21 protein-coding genes are annotated in these 19,835 nt (G+C 70.4%); 6 read left to right on the top strand and 15 right to left on the bottom strand.

What is annotated here, in order from left to right:
- Positions 1-81: 81 nt before the first annotated feature.
- The 3 genes from NRB56_RS20975 to NRB56_RS20965 are packed head-to-tail and all read right to left on the bottom strand — an operon-like array spanning position 82 to position 3,405.
- Positions 82-999 carry an alpha/beta hydrolase fold domain-containing protein gene (locus tag NRB56_RS20975; RefSeq protein ID WP_153344756.1) on the bottom strand — a complete coding sequence of 306 codons (918 nt, stop codon included), beginning with the start codon at positions 997-999 and terminating at the stop codon, positions 82-84.
- 7 nt (positions 1,000-1,006) lie between these two features.
- A complete protein-coding gene (locus NRB56_RS20970; RefSeq protein WP_153344754.1) occupies positions 1,007-1,843 on the bottom strand; it encodes an SDR family NAD(P)-dependent oxidoreductase in 837 nt (278 codons plus the stop codon).
- Positions 1,840-3,405: a flavin-containing monooxygenase gene (locus NRB56_RS20965; protein ID WP_153344752.1), complete on the bottom strand. Its 1,566-nt coding sequence runs from the start codon at positions 3,403-3,405 to the stop codon at positions 1,840-1,842. Before NRB56_RS20965 ends, NRB56_RS20970 begins: the two co-directional genes overlap by 4 nt.
- A gap of 68 nt (positions 3,406-3,473) precedes the next feature.
- On the opposite strand from NRB56_RS20965, the gene NRB56_RS20960 reads away from it, so the two are divergent.
- A complete protein-coding gene (locus tag NRB56_RS20960; RefSeq protein ID WP_319943291.1) occupies positions 3,474-4,103 on the top strand; it encodes a TetR/AcrR family transcriptional regulator in 630 nt (209 codons plus the stop codon).
- Here NRB56_RS20960 and NRB56_RS20955 read toward each other — a convergent pair whose 3' ends face one another.
- Together NRB56_RS20955 and NRB56_RS20950 are read right to left on the bottom strand one after the other, a co-directional pair.
- Positions 4,104-4,601: a hypothetical protein gene (locus tag NRB56_RS20955; protein ID WP_153344750.1), complete on the bottom strand. Its 498-nt coding sequence runs from the start codon at positions 4,599-4,601 to the stop codon at positions 4,104-4,106.
- A 156-nt stretch (positions 4,602-4,757) separates the two neighbouring features.
- A complete protein-coding gene (locus NRB56_RS20950; RefSeq protein WP_153344748.1) occupies positions 4,758-5,732 on the bottom strand; it encodes a glycine betaine ABC transporter substrate-binding protein in 975 nt (324 codons plus the stop codon).
- Positions 5,733-5,973: 241 nt separating this feature from the next.
- Between NRB56_RS20950 and NRB56_RS20945 the strand changes: the two genes are divergently transcribed.
- Genes NRB56_RS20945 through NRB56_RS20930 form a run of 4 tightly spaced genes read left to right on the top strand, consistent with a single transcriptional unit; the run spans position 5,974 to position 9,437 of the window.
- The gene (locus NRB56_RS20945; RefSeq protein ID WP_227838145.1) at positions 5,974-6,870 is read left to right on the top strand and encodes an ABC transporter substrate-binding protein; all 897 of its coding nucleotides are present in this window, start codon (positions 5,974-5,976) and stop codon (positions 6,868-6,870) included.
- Positions 6,871-6,878: 8 nt separating this feature from the next.
- Positions 6,879-8,030, top strand: coding sequence for an ABC transporter ATP-binding protein (locus NRB56_RS20940; RefSeq protein ID WP_319943290.1), 1,152 nt, complete (start codon positions 6,879-6,881; stop codon positions 8,028-8,030).
- A gap of 10 nt (positions 8,031-8,040) precedes the next feature.
- Positions 8,041-8,745, top strand: a complete 705-nt coding sequence (locus NRB56_RS20935) for an ABC transporter permease (protein ID WP_153344746.1) — start codon at positions 8,041-8,043, stop codon at positions 8,743-8,745.
- On the top strand, positions 8,742-9,437 hold the full coding sequence (locus tag NRB56_RS20930) for an ABC transporter permease (protein WP_153344744.1): 696 nt from the start codon (positions 8,742-8,744) through the stop codon (positions 9,435-9,437). The genes NRB56_RS20935 and NRB56_RS20930 overlap by 4 nt, the downstream gene beginning before the upstream one ends.
- On the opposite strand, the gene NRB56_RS20925 is transcribed toward NRB56_RS20930, so the two are convergent.
- From NRB56_RS20925 to NRB56_RS20890, 8 genes are all read right to left on the bottom strand, one after another.
- The gene (locus NRB56_RS20925) at positions 9,400-10,041 is read right to left on the bottom strand and encodes a response regulator (RefSeq protein ID WP_153344742.1); all 642 of its coding nucleotides are present in this window, start codon (positions 10,039-10,041) and stop codon (positions 9,400-9,402) included. The two genes, NRB56_RS20930 and NRB56_RS20925, sit on opposite strands and share 38 nt — an antisense overlap.
- A gap of 34 nt (positions 10,042-10,075) precedes the next feature.
- On the bottom strand, positions 10,076-11,242 hold the full coding sequence (locus tag NRB56_RS20920; RefSeq protein WP_153344740.1) for a sensor histidine kinase: 1,167 nt from the start codon (positions 11,240-11,242) through the stop codon (positions 10,076-10,078).
- A gap of 6 nt (positions 11,243-11,248) precedes the next feature.
- Complete coding sequence (locus NRB56_RS20915; RefSeq protein WP_153344738.1) at positions 11,249-12,016, bottom strand: hypothetical protein; 768 nt, start codon at positions 12,014-12,016, stop codon at positions 11,249-11,251.
- Between the two features lie 85 nt (positions 12,017-12,101).
- On the bottom strand, positions 12,102-12,929 hold the full coding sequence (locus NRB56_RS20910; RefSeq protein ID WP_153344736.1) for a DUF1707 SHOCT-like domain-containing protein: 828 nt from the start codon (positions 12,927-12,929) through the stop codon (positions 12,102-12,104).
- Positions 12,930-12,998: 69 nt separating this feature from the next.
- On the bottom strand, positions 12,999-13,325 hold the full coding sequence (locus NRB56_RS20905) for a hemophore-related protein (RefSeq protein WP_194290924.1): 327 nt from the start codon (positions 13,323-13,325) through the stop codon (positions 12,999-13,001).
- 103 nt (positions 13,326-13,428) lie between these two features.
- Positions 13,429-13,974 (bottom strand): hypothetical protein, encoded by a 546-nt coding sequence (locus NRB56_RS20900; protein WP_227838091.1) that lies wholly within the window; start codon positions 13,972-13,974, stop codon positions 13,429-13,431.
- Between the two features lie 126 nt (positions 13,975-14,100).
- Complete coding sequence (locus tag NRB56_RS20895; protein WP_319943289.1) at positions 14,101-15,477, bottom strand: sensor histidine kinase; 1,377 nt, start codon at positions 15,475-15,477, stop codon at positions 14,101-14,103.
- Positions 15,474-16,148, bottom strand: a complete 675-nt coding sequence (locus tag NRB56_RS20890) for a response regulator transcription factor (RefSeq protein WP_319943288.1) — start codon at positions 16,146-16,148, stop codon at positions 15,474-15,476. Before NRB56_RS20890 ends, NRB56_RS20895 begins: the two co-directional genes overlap by 4 nt.
- 473 nt (positions 16,149-16,621) lie before the next feature.
- Here NRB56_RS20890 and NRB56_RS20885 point away from each other — a divergent pair, with 473 nt between their 5' ends.
- Complete coding sequence (locus NRB56_RS20885) at positions 16,622-16,999, top strand: glyoxalase superfamily protein (protein WP_153344728.1); 378 nt, start codon at positions 16,622-16,624, stop codon at positions 16,997-16,999.
- A gap of 241 nt (positions 17,000-17,240) precedes the next feature.
- Here NRB56_RS20885 and NRB56_RS20880 read toward each other — a convergent pair whose 3' ends face one another.
- Positions 17,241-18,503 (bottom strand): glycoside hydrolase family 27 protein, encoded by a 1,263-nt coding sequence (locus tag NRB56_RS20880; protein WP_319943287.1) that lies wholly within the window; start codon positions 18,501-18,503, stop codon positions 17,241-17,243.
- A gap of 94 nt (positions 18,504-18,597) precedes the next feature.
- Positions 18,598-19,806 (bottom strand): NAD(P)-dependent malic enzyme, encoded by a 1,209-nt coding sequence (locus tag NRB56_RS20875; protein ID WP_319943286.1) that lies wholly within the window; start codon positions 19,804-19,806, stop codon positions 18,598-18,600.
- Between the last annotated feature and the right edge of the window lie 29 nt (positions 19,807-19,835).

The following is a 19,835-nucleotide window of genomic DNA, read 5'->3' as shown; positions in this document are numbered from 1 at the left end:
CGGGATCGGGTACGCCCGCGGTCGGGCGCACCGCCCGGATCGGCGCGGACGCAGGGAGCGGCAGCGCACCCATCCTAGGGATCAGGCCGCCGCGGGCTTCAGCGCCTGCCCGAGGAAACCGCTCATTTCGCGCAGTTCGGATGCCGCCGGAGCCACCAGCGCCGCCTGCAACTGGGCGACGTGCCAGAGCCCGCTGGTCACCGAGAAGCGCACCGGCACGCCGGCCGCCCGCAGCCCCGCCACCAGCCTGGTGCACTGTCCGTACAGCAACTCACCGGTATCGGCCTGGACGTACACCGGTGGCAGCCCGTCGAGGCGGCCGAGCAGCGGCGCGTAGCCCACCTCGAGGCCGCTGCCGCCGGCCCGGTAGGCCGCGGCCGCGGCCCGCGACCACGCGGAGTTGATCACCAGATCCCTGGCGCGCGGCGGCTTCTCGTTCGGATCGGCCCAGGGCGCGATCAGACCCAGTGCGGCGGGCCGGATCCCGTGCTCGTCCCGCAGGCGTTCGGCCAGTGCCAGCGCCAGCCCGCCACCGGCCGAATCACCGGCCACCACCAGGTTTTCCGGCGCGAACCCGCTGCCGAGCAGTTCCAGGAACGCCGCCTCGGCGTCGTCCAGCGCGGCCGGGTACGGATGTTCCGGCGCCAGCCGGTAGTCCGGCAGGTACACCGGCCGCCGCAGGTCCCGGGCCAGATGCGCGGCCAGGCTGCGATGGGTGGCCGGGGAGCCGATGGTGTAGCCGCCGCCGTGCAGGTACAGCACCGCACCGGCGGCGGCCGGCCGGTCGCTGGTGACCCGCTCGGCGGGCCGGCCGCCCAGGCGCAACCGCTGCACCCGGGTGCCGGGCGGCGACTGCTGGAGCACCGATCCGGCATCCAGCACCGCGCGCTGCACCCGCCACGGAACCCGCGGGTGCATGGTGAACCGGAAGAACGGGTGCAGGATCGCGCGGGCGATCGGCACCGGAAGCGCGAATTCGCGGAGTGCGGGCACGGTCATCACCGGTTCAGGGCAGGAATCGCTTGGTGACCACGGACGCGATGCGCTGATAGTAGGAGCCGGTGACGCGGACGAACGCGTCCAGCGCCTTGGCCTCCCAGCCGATCAGCACCCGGCCGTGCCCCTTGCGGACGCCCTCGGTGATGGTGTGCGCGGCCATCTCCGGGGTGTGCAGGGCCAGCTTGCTGTCGAAGAACGCCGCGAACCGCGCCGAGTCGATGCCCTCGGCGTAGCCGCTGTTGCGCGCGACCGCGGTCTTGATGCCGCCGGGATGCACGCAGGTGACCTTGACCGGCTGCCCGCTCACCAGCATCTCCTGGCGCAGCGCCTCGGTGAAGCCGCGCACCGCGAACTTCGCCGCGTTGTAGGCACTCTGGCCCGGGACGGCGATCAGGCCGAACAGACTCGACACGTTGACCACGTGTCCCGCACCGGATTCGATCAGGTAGGGCAGAAAAGCCTTGGTGCCGTTGACGACTCCCCAGAAGTCGACGTCCATGATGCGCTCGATGTCCTTGAACTCCGAGCGCACGACGTCGCCGTGGAACGCGATGCCGGCGTTGTTGTAGACCTGATGGACCACGCCGAAATGCTGTTTGACCGCGTCGGCGTAGAGCAGCACGGACTCCCGCTCGACCACGTTCAGCCGATCCGATTTGACCTCGGAGCCCAGTTCCGTACAGCGCCGGGCGGTGTCGGCGAGGCCCTCGGCATCGATGTCGGACAGGGCGAGTTTCGCGCCGCGGCCGGCCAGGTTCTCGGCGAGGGCGCGGCCGATACCCGAACCGGCCCCGGTGATCACGCAGACCTTGCCGCGGAAGTACTCGTTGTTCGTTTCGCTCATCGTGCTGCTACCACCTTCGGATCGGGCCGCGCCGCTGCGCCGTCGGCGACGGTCGTGTCGTATGCCCCCGGGTCGAATTTCTCGAGCATCCTACGGAACCGGAACGTGAAGTCCGGCCACAGCGTGGTGTTGTTGCCGTGCTTGTCGAGATACCAGCTGGCGCAGCCGCCGGTATTCCACACCGAACCTACCAACTTGCGCTGCAGATCTCGATTGTAGTTGTCCTGCACCGACTTTCGTACCTCCACGGTACTCAGGCCGAGCCGGTCCACGGTCGCGATCGCGTCGGCGATGTAGCTGATCTGGGACTCGATCATGTACACCATCGAGGTGTGGCCGAGGCCCACGTTCGGGCCGAGCAGGAAGAACATGTTGGGGTAGCCGGCGATCGCCGAACCCTTGTAGCCCTGCTGCCCCGATTCGTCGAAAACCGATGCGAGACTGCGGCCCTCGCGGCCGTACACCACCTCGTAGGCCGGGGAGTCGGTGACGTGGAAGCCGGTGGCGACGACGATCGCGTCGACCTCGCGCTCGGTGCCGTCGGCGGCAACGATCGAACCGGCCCGGATCTCCCGGATGCCGTCGGTGACCAGGTCGACGTTGGCGCGGCCGAGGGCCGGGTAGTACTCGTTGGAGATCAGCATGCGCTTGCAGCCGATCCGGAAGTTCGGGGTGACCTTGGCCCGCAACGCCTTGTCGGGCACCTCGCGCCGCAGCTTCGCCCGCGCGATCAACTCCAGGGCCAGCATGGCGGGCGGGAATTTCGCCAGGCCCACGACCTGGGATTCGCGCGCGGCGTAGATGGCCGTGCGGGACAACCGCTGCACGCCGGGCAGATGTTTGAACGCCAGCCGTTCCGGCAGTGTGTACGGCCGGTCCATCCGCGGCAGCAGCCACGGCGCGGTGCGCTGGTAGACGTCCAGCCGGGCGACCCGCGGCGCGATCGAGGGCACGATCTGGATCGCCGAGGCGCCGGTGCCGATCACCGCGACCCGCTTGCCGGCCAGATCGGAATCGTGGTCCCAGCGCGCGGAATGGAAGAGTTCACCCTGGAAGTCGTTGATGCCTCTGATATCCGGCAGCGCGGGCTCGCAGAGCGCGCCGACCGCGGAGACCAGGATGTCGGCGGTGTAGGCGCCGCGGCTGGTCTGCACCTCCCAGCGCTTCGTGGTGTCGTTCCAGCGCGCGCCGGTCATCTCGCAGTCGAAGACGTGCTTGTCGCGCACCCGGTAGCGATCGGCGACATCCTGGATGTAGCGCTGGATCTCGGGCTGCCGGGAGAACGAGCGCGACCAGTTCGGGTTCAGCGCAAAGGAATACGAGTACAGATGGGACGGCACGTCGCAGGCCGCACCCGGATAGGTGTTGTCGCGCCAGGTGCCGCCGACGTCGCTGCCGCGCTCGAGGACCAGGTAGTCGTCCCGCCCGTCCTGACTCAGCCGGATCGCCAGACCCAGCCCCGAGAATCCGCTGCCGATGATGAGGACGTGCACGTGCCGGGCGGCCCGGTCGTCGGCAGCCTCCTCCGGCGCGACACCGTTGTCTGTAACCTTGCGACTCATGTAACGCAGCCTAAAGTCTTGTTGATTCGCAGTCAATAGTATTGAACCCGGTTCAGTAGGATGGCGTGGTGAGTGTGAACAGTCCCGGTACGGGCGCGAAAAGGGTGCGGCTGAGCCCGGCCGACCGGCGGGAGCAGCTGATCACCCTGGGCGTGCGGATGCTGCGGGAGAAGGCGCTGCACGACATCTCCGTCGGCGACATCGCCGAACGGGCCGGCATCTCGCGCGGGCTGTTGTTCCACTACTTCCCCACCCTGCAGGAATTCCAGCTGGCCGTCGTCCGGCACGCCAATGCCGAAATGCTCGCCCGCACCACCCCCGACCACACCCTCCCGCTGCCGGAGATGCTGCGCGACGCGGTGTGCCGCTACGTCGACTACGTCAGCGACAACCGCACCTCGTATCTGGCGTTGTTGCGGGGACCGGCCAGCGCCGATCCCGACCTGGCGGCCCTGGTCGACGCGACCCGCGGGGCCGTCGCCGATCGGGTGCTCGACGCCGCGCCGATCACCCTCGACGACGCCGACCTGCCGCGACTGCGGCTGGCCGTGCGCGGCTGGATCGCCTTCGCCGAGGAGACCACGCTGAGCTGGCTGCGTACCGCCACGGTCAGCCGCGATCAGCTGATCGACCTGCTGGTGGAGTCGTTGCCGGCCCTGGCCGGACATCCGGAGCTGACCGCGGCACTGGGCGGCTGATCAGTTGCTCGGCACGGCGGCCGTCGTCGAGGAGCCGGTTTCGCAGACCGGGGGCGCGCCGCCCTGCATCTGGAGCAGGGAACAGAAGGTCGCCTGGGTGACCTTCCAGGTGCCGCCGGTCCGGATCGCGCCGCCCTTGCGATTGCGCAGCATCGGCAGGCCGCCGAACGAGACGGTGAAGATCACGTCGGCGCTGTCCGGGCCGGTGCTCGCGACATCGGAGACGGTCACCCGCGACTTCTTGGCGATCGTGGAATCGGCGCGATCCTTCAGCGCCTGGGTGAACGCCTGGCCGTTCTCCAGCAACGCGGGTTTCTCCTCCACCGGGATCGAGGTGCTGAAGAAGCGGTCGTAGGTGTCGGTCACCGCCTGCCGCACCTCCGGTGACGTGCCGGTGTTGTTCGCGATCGTCGAACTACCGCCGCAACCGGCGAGGGTCGCGGCGGTCGCCACCGCGGCGACGGCCGCGACGACGCGGGGAAACCTCCGGACCAGCATGGGCGCCTCCCGAGTGGAACAGACACATTCGGCAGGTCGAGCCTACACCTGGCAATTATTCGGCTATCGAGAGTCGAGTTCGTACTCGGAACCGGACCGATCGACGCCGCGCCGATCACCTGGTCCACGGCCGGCCCGAAGGCGGCCCGATCCGGCTCAGAGCGAGTGTGCGTCCAGCCAGGCGCGGGCCAGGGTTGCGGCAGAGGCGTGGTCGTCGCGGATGCGGACGATCATCTCGATCAGTTCGGCGGTGGTCAGTTCGCCCGCGACATAGTTGAGTTTCTTGATCTGCACCGGGGTGAGGGAGCCGGTGCGGAACAGCGGCAGCACGTTTCGGGCGCGGAAGGCATAGCGCGGGTCGGCGATCGTGGTCAGACCGGCTGTGCCCCCGGGCAGCAGGGCAGCCGGGGCGGTGAGGACGCCCAGCTGGATCTGGCCTTCCTGCAACGCTTTCCGCAGGTCGGTGTCCGACGGGTAGACGGTGGCGTGGGGGACGTCGCAGCCGTACCGGGCGTGCAGTGGGTCGATCACGTCGCGCTGCGGGTCGACGGCGGGACGCAAGGGATCCAGTTCGGAGCCGGTGGCGATACCGACGGTGAGGTCGGCACATCGCGAGGCCAGATCCGGTAGCGCGGCGGGCAGATCGTCCGTGGCGCGGGCCACCAGGGCAGGGCGGAGGTCGGTGCCGTCGGCGATGTCGGAGACCGAGAGACCTTGCGGCAGTGCGCGGCTCAGTGCGTCGGCGACATCGGGGACCGGTGCCGCGGCGGCCGGGGCGGTGTCCGTGGTGCCCGCCGCCGGGGTCCGATCGGGAAGGTGGGCGGGTGAGTTCGGGTCGAAGGTGGTCAGCAGGTCGCCGCTGGCCTCACCGACCAGGACGACGGTGCCGGCGTCGAGAGCGGCCAGATAGTCGCGGCGTTGTCCCAAATGCGCCACCACGGCGGTTCGGGCACCGGTGCGGGCGAGGGCGCCGGCATAGATTTCGGCGATCAAATCAGCCTGATCCGAATTGCCCGCACCCACCCGCAGGACCGGTCCGCCGGCGTCGTGTGAGCAGGAAACCAGCAGCGTGGCGGATACGGTGGCGACGAGCGCACGGGCTGCGATCCGGACCGGCCCGGTCGATCCCATCCGGCGACACCCCACTCCCGTTGCATGGAAAGAACGACACACTGCGGGCAGTATGGACAGCCGGGAGGCTGCGCCCGCGCACAGATGGTAGTCGGCGCGCGCCGGTCTTCTCGCAGTGCCCGGGACATCGGAAGGACTTGCCGTGAACTCCTCGATCATCTCCGCCGCGCGGCGGCGTGGACATCGTCCCGCCCTCGCCGTCGTGCGCATCCTGGCCGCCGCCGTCGCGCTGGCCGCGGCCATGGCGCTGTCCGCGTGTGGCGGTAATTCCGATCCGTTGTCCTCCGGCGGGGGCGGCTGCGACAGCGACGCCACCAAGCTCACCGTCGGCTCGGCCAACTTCCCGGAATCCGAGACCGTCGCCGATGTCTACGCGGAGGCGTTGCGCGCCAACGGTTTCACCGTCGACACCAAGCTGAACATCGGCAGCCGGGAGGCGTATGTCCCGGCCCTGCGGCAGTGCTCGATCGGGGTGGTTCCCGACTACACCGGCAATCTGCTCCAGTACCTGGACAAGTCGGCCACCGCGACGGCCGCCGACGAGGTGAACGCCGCGCTGACCAAGGCGCTCGGCAGCGATCTGGCCGCGGGTACCCCCGCTCCCGGTGAGGATTCCGACGCCGTGGTGGTCACCCACGCCACCGCCGACAAGTGGAATCTGCACAGCATCGCCGATCTGGCGCCGCACTCCGCCGAGGTGAGTTTCGGTGCGCCGGCGGAGTTCTCGGAGCGTCCCGGCGGCCTGCCGGGGCTGAAGAAGACCTACGGCCTGGACATCGCCGCGGACAAGTTCGTGCCGATCGCCGACGGCGGCGGCCCGGCGACGGTGCGCGCGCTCACGGGCGGGCAGGTCACCGCCGCCGACATCTTCACCACCTCGCCGTCGATCAAGCAGAACGATCTGGTGGTGCTGGCCGATCCGAAGCACAACTTCCCCGCGCAGAACGTGGTGCCGGTGTTCAACGCCAAGAAGAAGTCCGACAAGGCCGTGGCAGTGCTGAACGCGGTCTCGGCGAAACTCACCACCGCCGAACTGATCTCGCTCAACGACGCGGTCTCCGGCGCCACCAAGACCGAACCGGCGGCCGCGGCGAAGGCGTGGGTGGCCGCGCAGGGGCTGAACAAGCCGGTCGGATAGGCGAATTCGTGACCGACATCGAATTCACCGACATCACCAAGACCTATCCGGACGGCACCACCGCCGTCACCGATCTGAGCCTGCGCATCGAATCCGGTTCGTTCACGGTGTTCGTCGGCCCCTCCGGCTGCGGCAAGACCACGTCGATGCGGATGATCAACCGGATGATCACGCCGAGTTCGGGCACCATCACCGTCGGTGGCGCGGACATCTCGGCGATCGATCCGGTCGAGTTGCGCCTCGGCATCGGTTACGTCATCCAGAGCGGTGGCCTGCTGCCGCATCGGACCGTGCTCGACAACGTCGCGACGGTGCCGGTGCTGCGGGGCGAGCGCCGGCGGGACGCGCGCCGGGCCGCCCTGGCGGTGCTGGATCGGGTCGGGCTGGATCGTGGTCTGGCGCAACGGTATCCGGCACAGCTGTCCGGCGGGCAGCAGCAGCGGGTCGGGGTGGCGCGGGCGCTGGCCGCCGATCCGCCGATCCTGTTGATGGACGAGCCGTTCAGCGCCGTCGATCCGGTGGTCCGGGAGGAGTTGCAGGCCGAGATGCAGCGCCTGCAAGCGGAACTGCGCAAGACCATCGTGTTCGTGACCCACGACATCGACGAAGCGATCAAGCTCGGCGATCGGGTGGCGGTGTTCGGGCGGGGCGGCACGTTGCAGCAGTACGACCCGCCGCAGCGGGTGCTGGCCCGCCCCGCCACCGATTTCGTGGCCGATTTCGTCGGCCGTGATCGCGGCTACCGTGGGCTGTCGTTCCGGGCCGCCGACGAGCTGCCCCGGCACGAGATCCGTACCGCCACCGGGGAACAGGTGCCGGAACTGCGGCTGGAGCCGGGGGCGTGGGTGCTGGTCACCGACGCCGCCGGACATCCGCAGGGCTGGGTGGACGGCACCGCGGTCGAGGCGGTGCGGGCGGGCCGCCCCCTGGTCGACAGCATGTCCGCGGGCGGTTCGCTGTTCCGGCCGGGCGCCGATCTGCGGCAGGCCCTCGACTCGGCGATCTCCTCCCCCTCGGGAATCGGTGTGGCCGTCGACGATTCGGGCGCGGTCACCGGCGGCGTCGACGCCACCGAGGCGATCGGCCTGCTGGCCCGGCAGCGCGCGGGCGAGGACGCCGAGCGCAACCGGGCCCTCGCCGACGGTCAGGTGCCGGGATGAGCGAGCGCCGATGAGATATCTGCTCGACAACTTCTCGGAGATCATGGGTTTCACCCGCACCCACGCGTATCTCGCGCTGCTGCCACTGCTCATCGGGCTGGTGATCGCGATCCCGGTGGGCGCCTTGGTCCGCCGGGTGTCGTGGCTGCGGCGGGTGACCACCACCGTCGCCGGGATCGCGTACACGATTCCGTCCCTGGCGCTGTTCGTGATCATCCCGCCGATCGCCGGGATCGCCACGATCGATCCGCTGAATGTGGTGATCGCGCTGACCGTCTACTCGGTGGCGCTGCTGGTCATCGCGGTGCCGACCGCGCTGGACGCGGTGCCCGCCGCCGTGCTGGACGCCGCCGAGGCCATCGGCTACCCGCCGCTGCGCCGCACTCTCGTCGTCGAATTCCCCTTGGCGATACCGATTTTCGTCGCAAACCTGCGGGTCGTCGCGGTCACCAACATCTCGATGGTCACCGTCGGCGCGCTGATCGGGGTGGGTGGGCTGGGCAAACTGTTCACCCAGGGCTACCAGCGGGACTATCCGGACGAGATCGTCGCGGGCATCATCGTGGTGCTGGTGCTCGCGCTGATCGTGGACCGGCTGCTGTTCCTGCTCGGCCGCTGGGCCACCCCGTGGCTGCGCCACTCGGCCGATCAGCGGCTCCGCCGCTCGGCCGATCAGCGGCTCCGCCGCCGCGGCGCGAAAGGTGCCCGCGCATGAACCTCTTCCTCAATGCCTGGCACTATCTCACCGAATCCGCGCACTGGGGTGGCCACACCGGCATCGGGCACCGGCTCGCCGAGCACCTCTGGTACAGCTTCCTCACCGTCGCCGTGTCCGTCCTGATCGCGGTGCCGATCGGCCTGGTGATCGGGCACACCCGCCGCGGCGCCGCGGTGATCGTCGGCGTCGCCAACGCCATGCGCGCGCTGCCCACCCTGGGGTTGCTCACCTTCGTGGTGCTGCTGCTCGGCCTGGGGCTGATCCCGCCGCTGATCGCGCTGCTCACCGTCGGCGTCCCGCCGCTGCTGGCCGGCGCGTATTCCGGTGTGGCCAACGTGGATCCGGGGGTGGTCGACGCCTCCCGCGCGATGGGCATGACCGAGCGGCAAGTACTGTTGCGGGTCGAGGTCCCCAATGCGCTGCCGGTGCTGCTGACCGGATTGCGTTCGGCCACACTGCAAGTGGTCGCGACCGCCACCATCGCGGCGTACGTGAACCTCGGCGGGCTGGGCCGCTACATCTTCGACGGGATCGGTCTCTACGACTACACCCGCGTCCTGGTCGGCGCGATCCTCGTCGCGGTGCTGGCCCTGCTGCTGGACGGGGTCCTGGCCTTCGTGGTCTGGCTCAGCGTGCCGGGCACGGGCCGGCTCAGCGTGCCAGTCCGGCGCGGTGCGCGTACGCGATAGCCTGACCCCGGTCGCGCACGCCGAGCTTGGCGAACAGCGAATTGATATGGCTCTTCACGGTACTCACGCCGATGAACAGATCCTTCGCGATCTCGGCGTTGCTGCGGCCGGCCGCCATCCGGCGCAGCACGTCCAGTTCGCGGTCGGTCAGGTCGACGTCCGGCGCGGGTGCGGCGGCCGCGAGTCCGGAGACGATCCGCGCGCCGACGTCGGCGGCGAGGGTGGTGTGACCGCTGGCGACCGAGCGGATCGCGGCGGCGATCTCGGCCCGGCCCGCGTCCTTGGTGAGGTAGCCCCGGGCGCCGGCCCGCAGCGCCCCCGCGATCGAGGCGTCGTCGGCGTAGGTGGTGAGCACGAGCACCGCCGTCTCCGGATGCGCCGCGGTGATGGCGGCGGTCGCGGCGACGCCGTCCAGGACGGGCATTCGCAGATCCATCAGCACCACCCGTGGACCCAGGCGCCGCACCAGATCGACCGCCTCCGCGCCGTCGCGGGCCTCGCCGAGCACGGTGACGTCCGGCAAAAGCGACAGGACGGTGGTCAACCCGTCGCGTACCGTCGTCTGGTCGTCGGCCACCACCACGGTGATCGTCTCCGGGCTCATCGCCCCCGGATCTCCGCCGCCCGTCTCCACAGTGTCATCCCTTCTCGGATTCTTGCTGTGCCGCATCGGTTTCCGAGGAGGGCGTGGTGATCGGCACCGCCATGCGGACGGTCCATCGGCCGTCCGCGCGGCCCGCGCTGACGGTGCCGCCGAGTGCCCTGATCCGTTCGGTCATACCGAGCAGCCCCGCCCCGGAACCGCTGTAAGCCAACGCACCCAGCCGGTGGGTCAGCGAATTCGTCACCACCACGCCGAGTTCCGTGGCAGAGGTCCGGAGATCGATCGAGACCACTTGTCCCGGAGCGTGTTTGCGGGCATTGGTCAGCGCCTCCTGCACCGCGCGGGACACCGCGACGGCGGTCTGCTCGTCCAGGCCGCGCAGGTCGGCATCGGCCCGGAGTTCCACCCGGCCGCCGCCGCTGCGGTGATCGTCGGCGAGTCGCTGCAGTTCGGCCCCCAGGTCGACTCCTTCGGCGCGCAGGGCGCCCACCACCTGCCGGGCATCCGCGAGCCCGGACACCGCCAGCCGGTGCGACGCCCGCACCCGTTCGGCCGCGCGGTCGACCTCACCGGCCTCCAGCAGGGCGTCGGCGGCATCGAGTTGCAGGACCAGCCCGCCCAGGGTGTGCGCCAGCACGTCGTGCATGTCGCGAGCGATGCGGCCGCGTTCGGCGAGGGCCGCCGCGCGGTCGCGCTCGGCCCGGATGACCCGGTTCTGCTCGACCAGCAACCGGTTCTGCCCGGCGGAGATCCGGGACTGCCGCCGGGTCCAGCCCATCAAGCCCATCACCAGCGCGCCGGAGATCACCGCCAGCAGTGATCGCGGTTCGTCGCCGGAGACCAGTTCCGAGACCCCCGAGCAGAACATGGCCAAGGCCGAGATCACCGCGCCCACCGCGACGGGCTCCTCCAGCAGCGCGAAACCCGCGAACACGGCCGCCAGCGCGGTGATCGCCGAGCCCGCCGACCACGCGGTGGTCAGCCCGCCGCCGATCGCCATCGCGACCAGGCAGGTCACGGTCGGCCAGCGCGGCCGCTCCGGCGCCACGATCCAGATCACCCACCCGGTCCAGGACATCATCGCGGCGACCGCCCACCACCCGTGGTGGAGCAGCCCGCCGCCACCGGCGGAGACGACGGCGACGAACCCGACCAGGCGCAACAGCCTGGACGGGAGCGTCGCCAACCGGGATCCGGACATCGCCGCTCAGTATCTCTCGCCCGGCCCACCGGGGTAGCTCTCGCCCGGCCCACCGGGGTACCTCTCACCCGGCCCACCGGCGTATCTCTCACCCGGCCCACCGGCGTATCTCTCACCCGGCCCACCGGCGTATCTCTCACCCGGCCCACCGGCGTATCTCTCACCCGGCCCACCGGCGTATCTGTCACCTGGCCCGCTGCGGTATCCCTCGCCCAGCCGTCGGCGGTATCTCTCGCGCGGGCCGCGGCGGTATCCGGTGCCCGGCCCACCGGACGCCGTGTCCACAGCACGACCGGCCACGATCAGCCGCAGGTCCGCCCGGCGGACCAGGACGAGCGTGCGCCCCACCCGGTTCAGCGCCACCATCACCAGGATGACGCCGGTGGAGGTGAGGATCTTCGCGCCGAGCGCGTTCGCACCGACATCGACCCCGACCCGAACCGCCACCAGCACCAGCCACAACAGCGACCCGGCCCATCCGGTGCGGGCCTGCCACCGGTTCTCGGCAACGCGGAGCTGCGACATCACGCCCATCAGCGCGCCGACCCCGAGGCTGAGCAGACCACTACCTGCCAGCAGCAGCACCGCGACCGTCCCGAAGCTGTCGCCGTCGATCGGTGTGGATCGCAGTGAGATCAGGCCGATCACCGTGAGGATGATCGGCATCCGCCAGATCCGCGCCGGATCGAGCACCTGCCATCGGGTCTGCCGGTAGACGATCCAGCCGAGGACCGCCACGACGAGGACGATGTCGAGAAGTTGCGCCGAACTCATGCCTCCACGATCGCGGCCGGCGGTCCCGCGCCCCACCACCCGCGGGTGGAGTGCGGGTGGATCTCCGAGCCGCGCGGGTGGGGAATCAGTGCGGCGCCGGATGCACCGAACTCACGGTTCCGTCCAGCCCGGCGATGAGATATCCGCTGACGTTGTACGCATCGGTCTCGTAGATCACCGACCGCCCGCCGTCGTACCCGTCGACACTGAAGTAGGTGGTCTTCGGCTGCGGCACCCCCACTGTCTGCGGGGCCGTGGCCAGCAGATCCATCAGTTTCGCCACATCGACCCGGGCGAGATCGACCACCCCGGTACCCGGCTGCCGCGACATCGGACTGCCCTTGTCGAAAGTGCCCCGATAAGAGAAGTGCAGCGCATGAGCGGGCTCGCCGGGCACCCCGCGCGTCACCACCGCGTAGTCGGGGTAGACGCTGGCATCGTCCACGACCGTGTCGCCGAAAGTGCGCGACACCGCTGCGACGAATGCGGAGAATCCAGCGGCGGTGTGCAGCGCCCGGGGTGCGGCGATCGTGGTCGGGGTGGCTGCGGTGCGGCCGGTTCCCGGAGTCGTGTTCGCGGACACCGTCTCCCGCGGTTCGCGCGTGGCGAGCCCGTACGCGTAGCCCGCCGCCGCGCCGATCCCGAAGACCGCGGCGATCACGATCGCACGCCGGCTGTGCGAGGTCCGGCCGGATGACGGTCGCGAATCACTCTGCCCCGCAACAGATCCCGCGCGCGGCGGTCGCAGATCAGCGGTCAGCGAACGCAATTCGCCGACGGTCTCGGCCGACATCGCCGCGGTGACCCGCTCTCGATGCTCGACGCCGTCGAGTTGTCCGTCGGCGTAGGCACGGTTCAGCAATGTGCACGCGTACGCGATATCTGTGGCGCGCAACGGCGCCTGGTCGAGCATGTCCGCAGTGTACGACCGCCGCACAGCCCCCGCACAGCAAACATCCGCCCGGCGCCGCCGCCGCGCCGTTCAGCGGTGACAGGCCGCCCGATAGTCGATGATCGGTTGCCGGGCCGCCCGGATCTCCCGCGCCTGCTGTGGATGCGCCTGCCGGAACGTCTGCCATTCGGCCCGCCGCTGCTCCTTGGGCAGCCCCTTCACCTTCGCGACCTCGGCCGCCGCCTCCGGATGCCCCGCCAGATAAGCCGCCACCTGAGCCCGAGCCGTATCCCGCGCCTGCACTCGCGCCTGCGGATTGCACTGCGGCCCATCGGCGGCGGCGATCCCCGGCACGGCAACGGCGACCGCCGCCACCCCGGCGACCCCGGCGAGCAACCCTGCGACAATTCGTTTCACGTTCGTTCCCTTCCGATTCGGTACGTTCCGCCACCGAATCTCCCCGCCCCACCTGAAGCCCCGCTGAAGATCACCCTCTCCCCCACCGACCTTCAGCCGATCCTCAGCCCGCCTCGGGTGACCGCCCCGCGGCGGATCCCGAAACCAATTGACCGACACGCTGAAACGTCGTGCCGACCAACGTGGCGATATCACGCACCGGGATCTTCTCCGCGGCCAGTTCACCTGCCAGCGATTGCGTTTCGCGCTGCGCTTCCTGCTCCAGGCGCTGCGCCTCGGCCCGCGCGGCACGGATCCGCTCGGATCTGCGCTGCACGTCGTGCGCGCGACCGATGTCACCGATCACCACTTCGACCTCGATGGTCGACGGCACGATGTCGAGAGCGACCGAGATGTAATCGCGCGCCTCGGCCTCGACATCGGTGAGCCGGCGCGCCTGGGTCTGCGCCTCCGCACCGAGCACCGGAATCTCGACCGACCACCAGCGCCCTTCGCGCCCGGTGACATGAGCCGTGTATTTCACAGGTCCTCTTCCTTCCCGCACGAGCAGCCCTGGACGGCGCGCCGGATCGTCCGGACCACGCCGGGCCTGATCTCGGTGTGACCATCCGGCACCACCGTCGTATGCAGACCACCTGAGCACTGCCACAAGCTGTGGCTACCTCTACCTCGACGTTTTCTCGACCAACCGGCACGCATTAGTTCTCCGAGAACGTTCCTGGTCGGTTCCTCGCGAATCATGACGCGGCAGTCTATTGCCTGGACTGTTTTAAGTCTACTCGATAGACGTTTCGCTGTCGAGCCGGGTATTCGGAACGACACGATTCAGGCGGAGGGTGAAGACGGCGCCGTGGCCGGTGGGTGGGGGTGGGCAGGTCAGGTCGCCGCCGTGGGCTCGGGCTGTGCCGCGGGCGATGGCCAGGCCCAGGCCGGTGCCGTGGGGGCGGCGGTCGCGGGCGGAGTCGAGGCGGACCAGGCGGTCGAAGATGCGGTCGCGATCGGCGGGGGGTACGCCGGGGCCGTTGTCGGCGACGGTGATCTCGACGGCTTCCGGGAAGGCGGTGACTGTCACGGCTACGATCCCTCGCTCGGGGGGCGGGTAGGCGGCGGCCACGGCCTGGCACGCGTTGTTCAGGATGTTCGCGAGGACCTGGCCGATGCGGTCGGGGTCGACGGTGGCCGTGTGGTGGGCGCCGGTCAGGCGAAAGTCGATGTCGGGGTGCAGGATTCGCATGCGGTCCACGTGGGTGGCGGTCAGGTCGTAGAGGTCCGTCGGGGTGCGATGCAGGTGCAGGCCGGCGTCGATGCGGGCCATGTCCAGCAAATCCTCGACCAGGCGGCCCGCGCGCTGGGCTTCGCGGGCCAGGAGCAGGTGCATGCGCTGCTGCTCCTCCGGGTCGGCGCCGAGCGGCTGGTGCAGGACCGCCTCGGCGATCGCGCGGATGCCGGCGACGGGGGTGCGCAGTTCGTGGGCGGCGTCGGCGACGAACGACCGCAGGTGCTCCTCGGAGGTGCGGGCGCGGGCCTCGGCGCCTTCGAGGGCGTCCAGCATCTCGTCGAAAGCGGTTGCGGTGCGGCCCAGTTCGGTGTCGGTTCGGTCCGGGGAGAGGCGGCGGCCGCGTTCGCCGCGGGCGGTCTCGCGGGCCAGGCGGGTCATGGCGTCCAGCGGGGCCAGCGCCCGGCCGACCCCCAGCCACAGGCCCGCCGCGATGACGCCGATCGCGGCGACCGTCGCGGCGATCAGCACCGTGCCCAGGCGGGATTGCATGCGGGACAACAACGGTGAATCCACCTGGAGGGTCAGGCGGGCGTGGTTCAGTTCACCGGGGCCGGTCAACTGGATCAGCCGGGGGCGAGTGGCGCCGTCCTCGTCGCGGTGCGGGCCGAGGCTGCCGAACACCCGGCCGTCGGCGAGTACCAGATGAGCTCGCACCGAACGGTTGTCGATCCGGGTGATCAGCTCCGCGGGCGGGGTGTCCGCCTGGGCAAGTTGCCGGGCCAGTTGCGCGCGGTCGGTGAGCACCGCGTTCTCGCTGCGGTGGATCACCAGCCCGAACAGGCTGTGTACCGTCAACGCCATCGCCAGCAGCGCGATCCCGGCGATCGCCACCGCGGTCAGCGTGACCCGCCGCCGCAGCGACACCGTCCTCACCGGTCACCGACCCGCAGCGTGTAACCGAGGCCGCGGACGGTCTGCAGTAGCCGCGGGCCGTGCTCCTCCAGTTTGCGGCGCACCGCGCTGACGTACACCTCCACCAGATTCGGGTCGTAATCCTCGTAACCCCAGACGGCCGTGAGGTTCTGGGTCTTCGTCAGCACCCGGTCGCGATGGGTGGCGAGGTAGGTGAGCAGTTTGAATTCGGTGGCGGTGAGCGCCACCTGCCGGTCGCCGCGCACCACCACGCCGGAGTCGACATCGACCACCAGGTCACCGATGGTGAGCTTGGCCTGCAGGCGGCCCATCCGCCGCAGCAGCGCCTCGATCCGGGCGACCAGTTCGGTCAGGTCGAACGGCTTCACCACATAGTCGTCGGATCCGGCGCGCAGGCCCCGGACCCGGTCCTCGACGCCGTCGCGGGCGGTCAGCATCACCACGCCCGCCTCGCAGCGCGCTCGCACCGTTTCCAGCAGCGCGAATCCGTCACGGCCGGGCAACATCACGTCCAGCACGACCACATCCGGGCGGAAGACCGCCAGGTCGTGTTCCAGACCGGCGCCGTCCGCGCGGGACAGCACCTCGTGCCCAGCGGCGAACAGAGCGGTCGTCACCGCCGCCCGAATGGCGTCGGCGTCCTCGATGACCAAAATGCGACCGCGCTGCACACCGACATTGTCCACAAGCCCGCCCCGCCGGCATGTCGACGTGGGTGGCCCGCAGGCAATGTCCACATGGCGGCTCGCCGACAACGCCGACGGCCCGGCCCGGCCCGCCAGCAAAGTCCACATGGCGGCTCGCCGACAACGTCCACGGCCCGGCCCGGCCCGCCAGCAAAGTCCACATGGCGGCTCGCCGACAACGTCCACGGCCCGGCCCGGCCCGCCAGCAAAGTCCACATGGCGGCTCGCCGACAACGTCCACGGCCCGGCCCGCCAGCAAAGTCCACATGGCGGCTCGCCGACAACGTCCACGGCCCGCCGTGCCGACAACGTCCACGGGCCAGCTCGCCGACGACGTCCACGGCCCAGCTCGCCGGCGATGTCCATGGGCCAGCTCGCCGGCAATGTCCACGGGTCGGCTCGCCGACGACGTCCACGGGGCCGGTCCGCCGCCGACGCCCGACGGGTAACGTCGACGCATGGCCGCCGACTCGATCCGATTTGCCGCACCCGTCCCGATATTGCGCATCTTCGATGTGGCCAAGGCCTACGAGTTCTATCGCGATCATCTCGGGTTCACCGTCGACTGGGAGCATCGGTTCGAGCCGGACCTGCCGCTGTACGCACAGGTCTCGCGTTCGGGCACCATGCTCCATCTCAGCGAACACCACGGCGACGGCACCCCGGGCACGGTCGTGTGGATCCGGGTCGACGATATCCACGCCCTGCACGCCGAATTGGCGGCCCACCACTACCGGTACGGCCGGCCCGGCGCCCCCGAGCCCGGACCCGGCGGGCCCGGTTTCATGATCACCGACCCGTTCGGGAACACTCTGCGCTTCTCCCAGCCGGACTGATCCGGAAGCAGCCGACGGCCGGTGCCGGCCCCCGATGCAGGGCGGCCCAACCGATCCGCCGGCGGCTGCGGGCCACGCAGTGCCGCCCGAACCGATCCGCCACCCGACCGATCCACCGCCCGGATCGGCTGCCCGTGCACGCGAGTCCGATCGATCCGCCCGGTGGCCACTTCCGGGCACGCCGCCCCGGCAGGGCCGGGGCCGATCCGAAAGCGGCTGCGGCGCGCGGTGATTCGGATCGCTATGCCGAGGTGTCCGGGCGGAGTCGCAGCAGAACCGTGTCGTGCGCGGCCACAGTCGCGCCGAGGGGGCCGTCGGTGGTCGACGTGGCGCCGGTCCACAGGTCGTGTACCTGATAGTGGGGGGCGGCGGGCAGACCGACGGCGGCGGCCGACGTGTCGATCCGGGTCGCGGAACGGTCGTCGTTCGACAGCGCCGCCACCACCGAACCGTCGGACAGATTGCGGCGCCACACCTTTCCGGCAGTTCCCGGGACGGCCGTCGCGGGAGCGGCGAGCGGATCCTGGTCCACCGCGATCACGTCCGGATTCGTCAGCAGCGCCCGGGTCGCGAAATCCATGGACGGCAGCGCGTTTCCGGCGATCAGCGGCGCGGCCAGCAGGGCCCACATGCCGAACTGGGTGCGTTGTTCGGCGGCGGTCAGACCGGGGGTGAGCGAACCGGGGATGCCCGCGACGCCGATCTCCAGCATGTCCGGATCCGGCCAGTGGTCCGGTCCGGCGCGGGCCGCGAGAGGTGCTGTGGTGTCGAGGATCTCGCGGATGCCCTGGCTCGTGGCGACGCCGAGTCCGAGCGCCCAGGCGGGGGTGACGTCGTTGGTGGTGCGCCACATCGTGGCGATCCCGGACCAGTCGTAGATCGCGCCCGGCGGCACGGCGAGGACGTCACTGTTCGCGTTGATGCTGTAGACGATCGGACGGCCGGTGTCGCGCAACGCGTCCCGCATCCGGGTGAATGCCGTGAGTTGCCGGTCCAGATCGGATTCCGGTGCGCACCAATCGTATTTGAGGTAGTCCACACCCCAGTCCGCGAAGGTGCGGGCGTCGGCGGCCTCGTGGCCGGCGCTGCCGGTGCGGCCGGGGTAGGCGCCGCCGAGTTGCGCGCAGGTGCGGTCGTTGGGACTCCCGTAGATGCCGAACTTCAGGCCGCGGGCGTGCACGTAGTCGGCCACCGCCTTCATGCCCTGCGGGAATCTGGCCGGATCCGCGCGCAGCACGCCGCCGGGGCCGCGGGCCGGATCGAACCAGCAGTCGTCGACGATCACATACCGGTACCCGGCGTCGCGCAGCCCACTCGACACCATCGCGTCCGCCGCCTGGCGCACGATCCGATCGGAGAGGTCGCAGCCGTAGCTGTTCCAGGTGTTCCAGCCCATCGGCGGGGTGAGCGCCACTCCCGCGATGGCGACGCCGTCGCCGAGCCGGCTACCGGTGCGGATCGGCGCGGCGGCCGTCACCCCGAGCAGCAGTACGACCGTGAGCACCGAGGTCACCAATGCGGTCAGCGCCCCGGACACCGATGGCGGAGGGCGTTCCGGCGACCGCCAGCCCGACCCTCCGCCATGGTGGATTACCTTGTTACGCAACGCCTTCGGCGCGCGCCGCGGCGGCGACAGCGGCCGCCACGGCCGGGGCGACCCGCGGGTCCAGCGGGCTGGGGATGATCCGGTCCGGGGCCAGTTCGTCGGCGACCACGCCGAAGATCGCGTTGGCCGCGGCCACCTTCATGCCCTCGGTGATGCGGCGGGCGCCGGCATCCAGCGCGCCCTTGAACACGCCCGGGAAGGCCAGCACGTTGTTGATCTGGTTCGGGAAGTCGCTGCGGCCGGTGGCCACGATCGCGGCGTACTTGCTCGCGACCTCCGGGTGGATCTCCGGATCCGGGTTGGACATCGCGAACACGATCGACTCCGGCGCCATCGACGCGATCAGCGCCTCGTCGACGGTGCCCGCCGACAGGCCCAGGAAGACGTCCGCGCCCGCCAGTGCCTCGGCCGCGCCGCCGGTGAGCCCGCGCGGGTTGGTGCGCCGGGCCAGGTCGTCCTTCACCGGGTTCAGGTCGTCGCGGTGGGTGCCGACGATGCCCCGGGAGTCGAGCACCACGATGTCCTGCACGCCGGCGGCCAGCAGGATCTCGGTGCACGCCACGCCCGCCGCGCCGGCGCCGGAGGTGACCACCTTCAGGCCGGAGATGTCGCGGCCCTGCAGCTTGGCCGCGCCGGTGAGCGCCGCCAGCACCACGATCGCGGTGCCGTGCTGGTCGTCGTGCATGACCGGGCAGTCCAGCGCCTCGATGACCCGCTTCTCGATCTCGAAGCAGCGCGGGGCCGAGATGTCCTCCAGGTTGACCGCGCCGAAGCTCGGCCGCAGCCGGATCAGGGTCTCGACGATCTCGTCGACGTCCTTGGTGTCCAGCACGATCGGGATCGAATCCAGACCGGCGAACTTCTTGAACAGCGCGGCCTTGCCCTCCATGACCGGCAGCGACGCGCGCGGGCCGATGTCGCCGAGGCCCAGCACCGCGGTGCCGTCGCTGACCACCACGACCAGCCGATCGGTCCAGGTGTAGCGCTTGGTCAGGTCCGCGTCGGCGGCGATCGCCCGGCTGACCTGGGCCACACCCGGGGTGTACGCGATGGACAGGTCCCGCTGGGTCTCCAGGGGCGCGGCAAGCTCTACCGACAACTTGCCACCGAGGTGGCCGGCGAAGATCTCCTCGTCGGTGATCGCGGACAGGTCTTCACGTTCGGGGGTGGTGGCATTCGCTGCGTCAGTCACAGGTGACACGATTTCACTCCTGCAGGGTCCGGGCTAAA

The sequence above is a fragment of the Nocardia aurantia genome (genome assembly GCF_009604425.1).
Taxonomy (GTDB): Bacteria; Actinomycetota; Actinomycetes; order Mycobacteriales; family Mycobacteriaceae; genus Nocardia; species Nocardia aurantia.
This window is presented reverse-complemented; position numbering and strand designations above follow the sequence as displayed.

What these genes read in the sequence shown, in the direction of transcription:
- NRB56_RS20970 (WP_153344754.1), bottom strand. Translation starts at nt 1,843, where the DNA reads ATGAGCGAAACGAACAACGAGTACTTCCGCGGCAAGGTCTGCGTGATC.
- NRB56_RS20955 (WP_153344750.1), bottom strand. Translation starts at nt 4,601, where the DNA reads ATGCTGGTCCGGAGGTTTCCCCGCGTCGTCGCGGCCGTCGCCGCGGTG.
- NRB56_RS20925 (WP_153344742.1), bottom strand. Translation starts at nt 10,041, where the DNA reads ATGAGCCCGGAGACGATCACCGTGGTGGTGGCCGACGACCAGACGACG.
- NRB56_RS20950 (WP_153344748.1), bottom strand. Translation starts at nt 5,732, where the DNA reads ATGGGATCGACCGGGCCGGTCCGGATCGCAGCCCGTGCGCTCGTCGCC.
- NRB56_RS20920 (WP_153344740.1), bottom strand. Translation starts at nt 11,242, where the DNA reads ATGTCCGGATCCCGGTTGGCGACGCTCCCGTCCAGGCTGTTGCGCCTG.
- NRB56_RS20915 (WP_153344738.1), bottom strand. Translation starts at nt 12,016, where the DNA reads ATGAGTTCGGCGCAACTTCTCGACATCGTCCTCGTCGTGGCGGTCCTC.
- NRB56_RS20965 (WP_153344752.1), bottom strand. Translation starts at nt 3,405, where the DNA reads ATGAGTCGCAAGGTTACAGACAACGGTGTCGCGCCGGAGGAGGCTGCC.
- NRB56_RS20885 (WP_153344728.1), top strand. Translation starts at nt 16,622, where the DNA reads ATGGCCGCCGACTCGATCCGATTTGCCGCACCCGTCCCGATATTGCGC.
- NRB56_RS20935 (WP_153344746.1), top strand. Translation starts at nt 8,041, where the DNA reads ATGAGATATCTGCTCGACAACTTCTCGGAGATCATGGGTTTCACCCGC.
- NRB56_RS20975 (WP_153344756.1), bottom strand. Translation starts at nt 999, where the DNA reads ATGACCGTGCCCGCACTCCGCGAATTCGCGCTTCCGGTGCCGATCGCC.
- NRB56_RS20945 (WP_227838145.1), top strand. Translation starts at nt 5,974, where the DNA reads ATGGCGCTGTCCGCGTGTGGCGGTAATTCCGATCCGTTGTCCTCCGGC.
- NRB56_RS20930 (WP_153344744.1), top strand. Translation starts at nt 8,742, where the DNA reads ATGAACCTCTTCCTCAATGCCTGGCACTATCTCACCGAATCCGCGCAC.
- NRB56_RS20910 (WP_153344736.1), bottom strand. Translation starts at nt 12,929, where the DNA reads ATGCTCGACCAGGCGCCGTTGCGCGCCACAGATATCGCGTACGCGTGC.